The organism is Stenotrophomonas sp. PS02289 (assembly GCF_029960115.1).
In the GTDB taxonomy this organism is placed as follows: Bacteria; Pseudomonadota; Gammaproteobacteria; order Xanthomonadales; family Xanthomonadaceae; genus Stenotrophomonas.
The window spans coordinates 1-9,872 of record NZ_JASCOZ010000161.1 but is presented as its reverse complement, the minus strand read 5'-3'; the positions used below and the strand labels follow the sequence as shown (position 1 = coordinate 9,872).

Here is a 9,872-nt window from a genome sequence, read left to right as displayed (position 1 = left end):
GGCAGAGCCCGGCGCCACGTAACACATCGATTGCCGACGCTGTCAGCGCAACTCAGCGCAGACCCGTCTCGTTGCGCGCAATCACCAGGCGCTGGATTTCCGAGGTGCCTTCGTAGATCTCGGTGATCTTGGCGTCGCGGAAGTAACGCTCCAGCGGCATTTCCTTGGAGTAACCCATGCCGCCGTGGATCTGCACCGCCTGGTGGGTGATCCACATCGCTGCTTCCGAGGCGGTCAGCTTGGCAATCGCCGCTTCGTTGCTGAAACGCTTGCCCTGCCCCTTCACCCATGCGGCGCGCAGGGTCAGCAGCAGTGCGGCGTCCAGCTTGCACTTCATGTCGGCGATCTTGGCCTGGGTCATCTGGAAGGTGCCGATCGCCGCGCCGAACGCCTTGCGCTCCTTCACGTACTCGATCGTCGCTTCATAGGCCGCGCGCGCGATGCCGATGGCCTGCGAAGCGATGCCGATGCGGCCTGCGTCCAGCACGCCCATCGCGATCTTGAAGCCCTCGCCTTCCTTGCCCACGATGTCGTCGGTGTGCGCCACGTAATCCTGGAACTCGATTTCGCAGGTCGCCGAAGCACGGATGCCCAGCTTCGGCTCGGTCTTGCCACGGTGGAAGCCCGCGCGGTCCGTGTCGATGATGAACGCGGTGATGCCGCGTGCGCCCGCTTCCGGGTCGGTCATCGCAAACAGCACGATGTACTTCGCCACCGGACCGGACGTGATCCAGCTCTTCTTGCCGTTGATCACATAGGTGCCGTCGGCCTGCTTCACCGCCCGGCAACGCATCGCCGTGGCGTCCGAACCCGACTGCGGTTCGGTCAGCGCAAACGCACCAATCGCCTCGCCTTCGGCAATCGCGCGCACGTAGGTCTGCTTCTGCGATTCACTGCCGTGGGTGAGGATGCCGTTGCAGAACAGCGAGTTGTTCACCGACATGATCGTCGAATGGGCCGCGTCGCCGGCAGCCACTTCCACCATCGCCAGCACATAGGCGATCGGGTCCATGCCCGCGCCGCCGTATTCAGCCGGCACTTCGATGCCCATCAGACCGTTTTCGCCCAGCAGGCGGATGTTCTCCAGCGGGAACTCGCCGGTGCGGTCATGGTGCTCCGCGCTCGGGGCGATCTTTTCCTGCGCGATGCGACGCGCCACGTCCTGCAGCATCAGCTGCTCTTCGGTAAAACTGAAATCCACAACAACCCTCCCAGGAAAATGTCGATATCAGCCGCCTTGTGCGCGGCCAGATGGCGGAATTGTACCGGGGGTCGGGCAATCCCGGCTGACTTGACCGGAACGGGGGGAAACGCCGAAAATATCTCTATATCGCGATAGGTAGATATTTATGGATCTCGAAGACTGGTCGGTACGTTTGAAGGTGTTCGCCGACGCGACCCGGGTGCGCCTGCTGACCCTGCTGGAGCAGGAAGAACTGACCGTGGCCGAGCTCTCGGCGATCACCACGCTGGCCCAGCCGCGGGTGTCCACCCATCTGGCCAAACTGAAGGAAGCTGGGCTGGTCCGCGACCGCCGCGCCGGCGTGTCGGCCTACTACCGCTTCGATGACGCCGCGCTGGACCCGGCGCAGCGCGCATTGTGGCATGCCTTGAGCACCGGCAGCGACGACCCGCTGCTGCGCCAGGATGCTGAACGCGTCGCCGCCGTCCTGGCCAGCCGCGCCGCGGACCAGAACTGGGCCGACAGCGTCGCTGGCGACATGGAGCGCCATTACTCGCCCGGTCGCACCTGGGAAGCGCTGGCGCGTACCGCCCTGCCGTTGCTGGAAACCGGCGACGTGCTCGACATCGCGTCCGGCGACGGCGTGCTGGCCGAACTGGTCGCCCCCCATGCCAAGCGCTACGTCTGCATCGACACCAGTGCGCGGGTGGTCGCCGCCGCCAGCGAGCGCCTGCGCCGCCTGGCCAACGTGGAGGTGCGCGAGGGCGACATGCATGCGCTGCCGTTCAAGGACCGCAGTTTCGACCTGGTGGTGCTGATGCATGCCCTCACCTATGCCAGCAAGCCGGCCCAGGCCGTGGCCGAAGGCGCGCGCGTGCTGCGCTCCGGCGGCCGGCTGCTGCTGTGCAGCCTGGCCCGTCATGAACACAAGGCCGCGGTGGACGCCTACGGTCACGTCAACCTCGGTTTCAGCGACAAGGAGCTGCGCAAGTTCGCCGAGAAGGCCGGGCTGGTCGTCTCCAGCCTGGAAACGGTGACCCGCGAGAAGCGACCGCCGCATTTTGAAGTCATCTCGCTGATCGCGACCAAGCCCTGAGGTTTCCATGTCGACCCTGCCGTGGCTGCACCCTGAACGTGTCCGCGCCCTCGAATCGGCGCTGGCCGAGCGCATTCTGATCATCGATGGCGCGATGGGCACGATGATCCAGCGCCACGGCCTGGAGGAAGCGGATTACCGCGGCGAGCGCTTCGCCGGTGGCTTCGATCACCAACACGGTGCAGGCTGCGACCACGGCACGCCGAAAGGCCATGACCTGAAGGGCAACAACGACCTGCTCCTGCTGACCAAGCCGGAGGTGATTGCCGGCATCCACACCGCCTATCTCGAAGCCGGCGCGGACCTGATCGAAACCAACACCTTCAATGCCACGTCGGTGAGCCAGGCCGACTATCACCTGGAACACCTGGTCTATGAGCTCAACAAGGCCGGTGCCGCCGTGGCCCGCGCCTGTTGCGATGCCATCGAGGCGACCACGCCGGACAAGCCGCGCTTCGTCATCGGCGTGCTCGGCCCGACCAGTCGTACCGCGTCGATCAGCCCGGACGTGAATGATCCTGGCTTCCGCAACACCAGCTTCGATGCACTGCGTGACACCTACCGCGAGGCCATTGACGGCCTGATCGACGGCGGGGCCGATACCCTGATGGTGGAAACCATCTTCGACACGCTCAACGCCAAGGCCGCACTGTTCGCCATTGAAGAAGCCTTCAATGATCGCGGCGCGCGCCTGCCGATCATGATCTCCGGCACGATCACCGATGCCTCCGGGCGTACCCTGTCCGGGCAGACTGCCGATGCCTTCCACGCCTCGCTGGCCCACTCACGGCCGCTGTCGATCGGCCTGAACTGCGCGCTCGGTGCCGACGCCATGCGCCCGCATGTGGAAACGCTGGGCCAGGTCGCCGACTGTTACGTCAGCGCCCACCCCAACGCCGGCCTGCCCAACGCGTTTGGCGAATACGACGAAACCCCGGATGAAATGGCGGCCACCCTGCGCGGCTTCGCCGAGGACGGCCTGCTCAACATGGTGGGCGGCTGCTGCGGCTCCACGCCGGACCATATCCGCGCCATTGCCCTGGCGGTGGCCGGCCTGCCGCCGCGGTCGCTGCCGTCAGCGCAGGAGGAGGCCGCATGAGCGCGCCGGTCCGCCACACCCGGCTGTCCGGCCTGGAACCGCTGGTCATCTCGCCGGACCTGCTGTTCGTCAACGTCGGTGAGCGCACCAACGTCACCGGCAGCGCCCAGTTCCGCAAGCTGATCAAGGAAGAACGTTACGAGGAAGCGGTCGACGTGGCACGCCAGCAGGTGGCCAGCGGCGCGCAGATTCTCGACGTCAACATGGACGAGGGTCTCATCGACTCTGAGAAGGCGATGACGCGTTACCTCAACCTGATCATGTCCGAGCCGGATATCGCGCGCATTCCGGTGATGGTCGACTCCTCGAAATGGAGCGTGATCGAGGCCGGCCTGAAGTGCCTGCAGGGCAAGAGCGTGGTCAATTCGATCTCGCTCAAGGAAGGCGAAGCGCTGTTCATCGAACACGCGCGCAAGGTGCTGCGCTATGGTGCCGCCGCCGTGGTGATGGCCTTTGACGAGACCGGCCAGGCCGACACCTGCGCACGCAAGGTGGAAATCTGCACCCGCGCCTACCGCATCCTGGTCGACCAGGTCGGCTTCCCGCCGCAGGACATCATTTTCGACCCGAACATCTTCGCCGTCGCCACCGGCATTGAAGAGCACGACAACTATGCGGTGGACTTCATTGAAGCCACCCGCATCATCAAGCGCACCCTGCCCCACTGCCATGTGTCGGGCGGCGTCTCCAACGTCTCGTTCTCGTTCCGTGGCAACGAAACCGTGCGTCAGGCGATCCATTCGGTGTTCCTGTACCACGCCATTGCCGCCGGCATGGACATGGGCATCGTCAACGCCGGCGCGATGCCTATCTACGACGAGCTCGACCCGGAACTGCGCGAGCGCGTGGAGGATGTGATCCTCAACCGCCGCAGTGATGGCACCGAGCGGCTGCTGGAGATCGCCGAGCGTTACAAGGGCAAGAAGGGCGAAACCAAGGGCGAAGACCTGGCCTGGCGCGAAAAGCCGGTCAAGGATCGCCTCGCCCATGCCCTGGTGCACGGCATGGACGCCTGGGTGGAACAGGACACCGAGGAAGCCCGTGCGCAGGCGAGCCGCCCGCTGGATGTGATTGAAGGGCCGTTGATGGATGGCATGAACATCGTGGGCGACCTGTTCGGGGCCGGCAAGATGTTCCTGCCGCAGGTGGTCAAGTCCGCGCGCGTCATGAAAAAGGCCGTGGCTTACCTGCTGCCGTTCATCGAAGCGGAAAAGGCGCGCAGCGGCGACACTGCGCGCAGCAACGGCAAGATCATCATGGCCACGGTCAAAGGCGACGTGCACGACATCGGCAAGAACATCGTCGGCGTGGTCCTGGCCTGCAACAACTTCGAGGTGGTCGACCTGGGCGTGATGGTGCCGGCGCAGAAGATCCTGGACGCCGCCCGCGCGGAAAACGCCGACATCATCGGCCTGTCCGGACTGATTACCCCGTCGCTGGAAGAAATGAGCCACGTGGCGCGGGAAATGGAGCGCCAGGGCTTCACCCTGCCGCTGATGATCGGTGGAGCCACCACGTCGCGCGCGCACACCGCGTTGAAGATCGACCCGTTCTACAAGGCCCCGACGATCTGGGTGAAGGATGCTTCGCGTGCGGTGGGTGTGGCGCAGTCGTTGATCTCGCCAGACCTACGCGCAGCATTCGTCGCCGCCAACGAGGCCGACTACGCGGATATCCGTCAGCGCCACCGCAACCGCGGCGACGCCAAGCGCCTGGTCACGCTCGGCAAGGCGCGCGAGCAGCGCTTCAACGGCGGCTGGGCGGACTACACCCCGCCCGAACCGCGTCAGCCCGGCCTGCACGTGCTGGATGACTACCCGCTGGCGGATCTGGTCGAGGTGATCGACTGGACGCCGTTCTTCCAGGCCTGGGAACTGGCCGGCAAGTTCCCGGCCATTCTGACCGACGAGATTGTCGGTACCCAGGCCAGCGAGCTGTACCGCGACGCGCGCGCGATGCTGACCCGCATCGTGGACGAGCGCTGGCTCACCGCCAAGGCGGTGTTCGGGCTGTGGCCGGCCAACAGCGTGGGCGATGACGTCCAGCTGCAGACCGAACAAGGCCCGGCCACCCTGCACTTCCTGCGCCAGCAGGTGGACAAACCGGTGGAGCGACCGGACTTCTGCCTGGCCGACTTCATCGCCCCGGCCGACAGCGGCAAGCGCGACTGGATCGGCGCGTTCGCGGTGACCGCCGGCATCGGCATCGAGCCGCATGTCGCGCGCTTTGAAGCCGATCACGATGACTACAACGCGATCCTGCTCAAGGCGCTCGCGGATCGTCTTGCCGAGGCCCTGGCCGAACGCCTGCACCAGCGCGTGCGCACGGAATATTGGGGCTACGCCTCCGGCGAAACCCTGGACAACGAAGCCCTGATCGACGAGCAGTACGTCGGCATTCGCCCGGCTCCGGGCTATCCGGCATGTCCGGAGCACAGCGAGAAAGGCACGCTGTTCCGCCTGCTGGATGCCGAACGCAATGCCGACATGCAGCTGACCGAAAGCTTTGCGATGCTGCCGACGGCGGCGGTGTCGGGTTACTACTTCAGCCATCCGCAGAGCCAGTACTTCGTGGTTGGCCGGGTGACGCGGGAACAGGTGACCGATTACGCGCGGCGCAAGGGCGTGGAGCGGGCGCAGGTGGAGCGCTGGTTGGCGTCGAATCTGGATTACGATCCGGAATGAGCGTTCCGGTCGCACGGCTTTCCAGCTACTACCTGTTCTATTACGCGGCGCTGGGCGCGTTCACACCTTACTGGTCGCTGTTCCTGACCGCGCGCGGCATGAGCGTGACCGCGATCAGCGTGATGATGGGGCTGTGGTATGCCACCCGCATCGTCGCGCCGACCACCTGGACCTCGATCGCGGCGGCGTCGCCGCGCCCGATCCTGTGGCTGCGCATCGGCAGCGTGCTGACCCTGCTCACGTTCTGCGCGTTCCTGCTGCCGCTGCCGCAGCCGTGGATGTATCCGGCGATGATCGTGTTCTGCTTCTTCTACAACGCGGTGATGCCGCAGTTCGAGTCGATCACGCTCACCCACCTGGGCAACGACAGCCATCGTTACGGCCTGATCCGGGTCTGGGGTTCACTGGGTTTCATCGCGGTGGTGATGGGCTTTGGCTGGCTGATCGAAGGCAAGGACGGCAGCAGCCGTGCGGACCTGTTGCCGTGGCTGATGCTGCCGCTGTTCGCCCTGCTGGTGGCGTCCTCGTTCGCCAACCGCTATGCGCGCGATTTCCACAAGGCCGAAGGTGATGCCAGCGGCTTCTGGCAGATCGTGCGCAAGCCGGCGGTGGCCGCGTTCTTTCTGGCGGCCTTCATGGAGCAGCTGTCCTTTGGACCGTACTACACGTTTTTCTCGGTCTACATGGACCAGTTCGGCTACAGCACCTCCACGCTGGGCGTGCTGTGGACCATCGGCGTGGTGTTCGAAGTAGGCGTGTTCTTCACCATCGGCCGCTTCTTCCGTCGCTATGACGCCAGCTGGATGTTGCTGATCGCCTTGATCAGTTCAGCGATCCGCTGGACAGTCACCGCGCTGTTCCCGCAGCACCTGGGCGTGATGCTGGTGGTGCAGACCGCGCATGCACTGGGCTTTGCCGCGTTCTTCGCGGCGGCGATGCAGATGCTGGCGACCTACTTCCCGGGTCGCCTCAATGGACATGGCCAGGGGCTGCTGTACGGGTTTTCGTCCGGCGTGGGTGGGGTGTCGGGCGCGCTGATTGCGGGACAGCTCTGGAATATCGACCACGGGCGCACCGCGTTCCTGGCCGGGGCCGGGTTCGCCGCGGTCGGGGCGGTGCTGTGCTTCTTTGCCATCAGCCTGCCGCTGCTGCGGCAAGGGCGTGTGCGCCGCTGAGTTGCGGCAGGCCGGGCGTCGCCCGGCACTACTGTGCGTTGAGCTGCTGCTGGAAGGCCGACAACAGCACACGGTTGCCGTAGCCGCTCAGGTGGTCGCCGTCGAAGTACAGGGGTTTCCCATCGAGCTCCGCGCTGCACACCGGACCCGGGCACAGCGTCGGCAGCGGATCCCACACCTGCGCACCGGGCAGGCCATCGGCCACCTGCTGCAGGCTGGCCAGCACCGGTGCACGCAGCGCCTGCATGCGATCACGTGCAATGGTCAGGCCACCGGCGCAGATCGGATTGTGCCGATTGAACGCGTCCGAACAACGGAACGGCGGTGCCGGCAGCACCGGCTTGGGCGCTTCCAGCACGATCCGCACGCCACGTTCGGCCAGCGGGCGCAGCTGGGCGATGGCCGTCGCCACTTCCGCAGCACGCCCCTGCACTGCGGCATCACTTTCCAGTTCGGCCTGCTGCTGCGCCGGATCGAACGTTGTGTACTGGTCGGAAAGACGCGGCACCCGCAGCCCAGGCAGGAACACCACGTCACCCGGGCGAGCCGTGGCGAGCAGGTCGGCCAGCACGTTGGCGGTGTAGGCTTCGCAGCCCGGATTCGGCCCCCGCCAGCCCTGCAGGCCGACCAGGGCGCAGCCGCCACTGCCATACAGGCGCACCTGTCCGCCTTCGGCCACGACCAGGCGTCGCAGCAGTTCGTTGTAGGCCAGCGCATGCGAATCACCAGCGACGAATACGTGCCGGTCCGCACCCTTACCCTGCGCGCAGTCGCCGCGCTCGAGCAGGCGCGCCTGGCCACCGGCCACCGGCAGGCTGGACTCGACCACACGGCAGTCCGGTACCTCGCGCTTGAGCCCCTTGGCATAGGGATACCAGTCGAGCGGGTGGCGGCTGACCGTGCTCAAGGACACATGGTGCCCGTGCTTGGCCAGCACCGACTGCAGGCCAGCGCCCAGCACCAGCACCGCGATGCCCAGCACCACCCAGCGCAGGTTGGTCTTCGGCCCGCGCCCGCCATGCCGCAACGGCTGTTCCACCCAGCGCCACGACGCCCACGCCAGCAGCGCCACCAGCACGAGGGCGGCGGCCCCGGTGGCGACCGTTTCCAGCCCGACCGTCCAGCGGAACACCACGAATACCGGCCAGTGCCACAGGTACAGCGAATAGGACAGCTTGCCCACCCACACCATGCGGGCGCTGGACAGCGCGCGCCCAGTCCAGCCGCCGGGATGGCGCTGCAGCAGCGCCAGCAGCAGTGCGGTGGCGACCACCGGCCACAACCCGTCGGGATACGGGGAGTGGCCCGGACGTGCCGCCCACAGCCCATAGCCCAGCGCCGCCAGCGCCAACAGCAGCAGCGGCGAACGCCAGTGCAGGCCGCGTGCCGCCGGATCGGGCTGGAACCGGCCGGCCAGCGCCATCAGCTGGTACAGCAGCACGCCGACGCCCAGCTGCCAGAAGCGTGTGGTGGTGACATAGAAGGCCTGGATCTCCTGCCCGCCCTGCCCGGCCAGACGCAGGGCGTAGAGCAGCGAGGCGACGGTAGCAAGCGCGAACAGCGCCAGCGACACGATGCGTCCACGGCCAGCGCGCAGCCATGCCAGGAACAGCAGCGGGAACAGCAGGTAGAACTGCTCTTCCACACCCAGCGACCAGGTATGCGTGTACGGATTGAATTCGGTACGGGGCGAGAAGTAGTCGTTGCCGGTGCTGGCCAGGACCCAGTTGCTCAGCCCGAAGAAGGCGCGCCGTCCGGTCTTGTCGCTGGTTTCACTGAGCCAGGACTCCGGAATGAACAGCGTGCTCAGCAGCGCGGTGACCAGCAGGCACACCACCAGCGCCGGCACGATGCGGCGGATGCGACGTGCGTAGAACCGCGCCAGCCCTGCCCAGCCGCCCACCGGTGGCAGGCGATCCACCGAGGCGCTGACCACGAAGCCGGAGATGACGAAGAACACGTCCACGCCGGTAAAACCACCGGGCAACCAGCTGGCCTTGAGGTGGTACAGGATCACCGACAGCACAGCGATGGCGCGAAGGCCATCGATGTGCGGGACATACGGCGAACGTGCCTGCTGCACGTTTACCAGACCAGGTCGTCAGGTACCTGGTACTGCGGATCCGAATACGGATCGTCTTCCGCCGGCGCGTTGGGATCGACGCGCAGCGCCACGGACGGGGCGAAAATCGCCTCTGCGTCCGCCAGCACCGCCGCGGTGACCAGCAGATAGCGGCCATTGCTCTGCACCACGCCCAGTTCGCCCGCGTTGAGCTGGCGCAACTGATCGGCGGTGACGTAGATGCGCTTGATCTTGCCGCCATACGGGAAGTGACGGGCGATGTCGGCCGTTTCGGCGTTCAGCGCCTTGCCCTTGAGCAGCTCGTCCAGCTTGAGCTTGGCTTCGCGGCGCACGCGCGCCTCTTCCTGCTTGAGACGCTCGGCCTCGATGCGGTCGTCTTTTTCCTTCTGCGCACGGATCGCGTAGGCCTTGGCCAGGTCGATGTCCTCGCGCGAGCGCGGCTTGCCGGAACCGGCGTTGGCGCCGGGGCGCGGGCCGTTGCCGTGCGGCCGGCCCTTGCCGGGTGCGCCGCGGCGCGGGTCGCCGTCACGGACCTGGCGCGGACCCTCACCG

General features: G+C 66.3%; 7 protein-coding genes. 4 read left to right on the top strand and 3 right to left on the bottom strand.

Annotation, left to right across the window (positions count from 1 at the left end):
• Positions 1-52: 52 nt before the first annotated feature.
• Positions 53-1,201, bottom strand: coding sequence for an acyl-CoA dehydrogenase family protein (locus tag QMX83_RS17485; protein WP_282297917.1), 1,149 nt, complete (start codon positions 1,199-1,201; stop codon positions 53-55).
• Between the two features lie 148 nt (positions 1,202-1,349).
• On the opposite strand from QMX83_RS17485, the gene QMX83_RS17480 reads away from it, so the two are divergent.
• From QMX83_RS17480 to QMX83_RS17465, 4 genes are read left to right on the top strand one after another with little or no spacing between them, the layout of a single operon-like run.
• Positions 1,350-2,279: a metalloregulator ArsR/SmtB family transcription factor gene (locus tag QMX83_RS17480; protein ID WP_282297916.1), complete on the top strand. Its 930-nt coding sequence runs from the start codon at positions 1,350-1,352 to the stop codon at positions 2,277-2,279.
• Positions 2,280-2,286: 7 nt separating this feature from the next.
• Entirely contained in the window at positions 2,287-3,378 is a 1,092-nt protein-coding gene (locus QMX83_RS17475; RefSeq protein WP_282297915.1) for a homocysteine S-methyltransferase family protein, read from the top strand.
• Positions 3,375-6,062: a methionine synthase gene (metH, locus tag QMX83_RS17470; RefSeq protein ID WP_282297914.1), complete on the top strand. Its 2,688-nt coding sequence runs from the start codon at positions 3,375-3,377 to the stop codon at positions 6,060-6,062. The genes QMX83_RS17475 and metH overlap by 4 nt, the downstream gene beginning before the upstream one ends.
• Positions 6,059-7,237 carry an MFS transporter gene (locus QMX83_RS17465; protein ID WP_282297913.1) on the top strand — a complete coding sequence of 393 codons (1,179 nt, stop codon included), beginning with the start codon at positions 6,059-6,061 and terminating at the stop codon, positions 7,235-7,237. The genes metH and QMX83_RS17465 overlap by 4 nt, the downstream gene beginning before the upstream one ends.
• A gap of 28 nt (positions 7,238-7,265) precedes the next feature.
• Here the strand turns inward: QMX83_RS17465 and QMX83_RS17460 are convergent, their stop codons facing one another.
• Together QMX83_RS17460 and QMX83_RS17455 are read right to left on the bottom strand one after the other, a co-directional pair.
• A complete protein-coding gene (locus QMX83_RS17460; protein WP_282297912.1) occupies positions 7,266-9,320 on the bottom strand; it encodes an acyltransferase family protein in 2,055 nt (684 codons plus the stop codon).
• A 2-nt stretch (positions 9,321-9,322) separates the two neighbouring features.
• Positions 9,323-9,872, bottom strand: a 550-nt coding sequence (locus QMX83_RS17455; protein ID WP_282297911.1) for a DUF2058 family protein, incomplete at its 5' end; no start/stop codon positions are given.

What these genes read in the sequence shown, in the direction of transcription:
- QMX83_RS17475 (WP_282297915.1), top strand. Translation starts at nt 2,287, where the DNA reads ATGTCGACCCTGCCGTGGCTGCACCCTGAACGTGTCCGCGCCCTCGAA.
- metH (WP_282297914.1), top strand. Translation starts at nt 3,375, where the DNA reads ATGAGCGCGCCGGTCCGCCACACCCGGCTGTCCGGCCTGGAACCGCTG.
- QMX83_RS17465 (WP_282297913.1), top strand. Translation starts at nt 6,059, where the DNA reads ATGAGCGTTCCGGTCGCACGGCTTTCCAGCTACTACCTGTTCTATTAC.
- QMX83_RS17480 (WP_282297916.1), top strand. Translation starts at nt 1,350, where the DNA reads ATGGATCTCGAAGACTGGTCGGTACGTTTGAAGGTGTTCGCCGACGCG.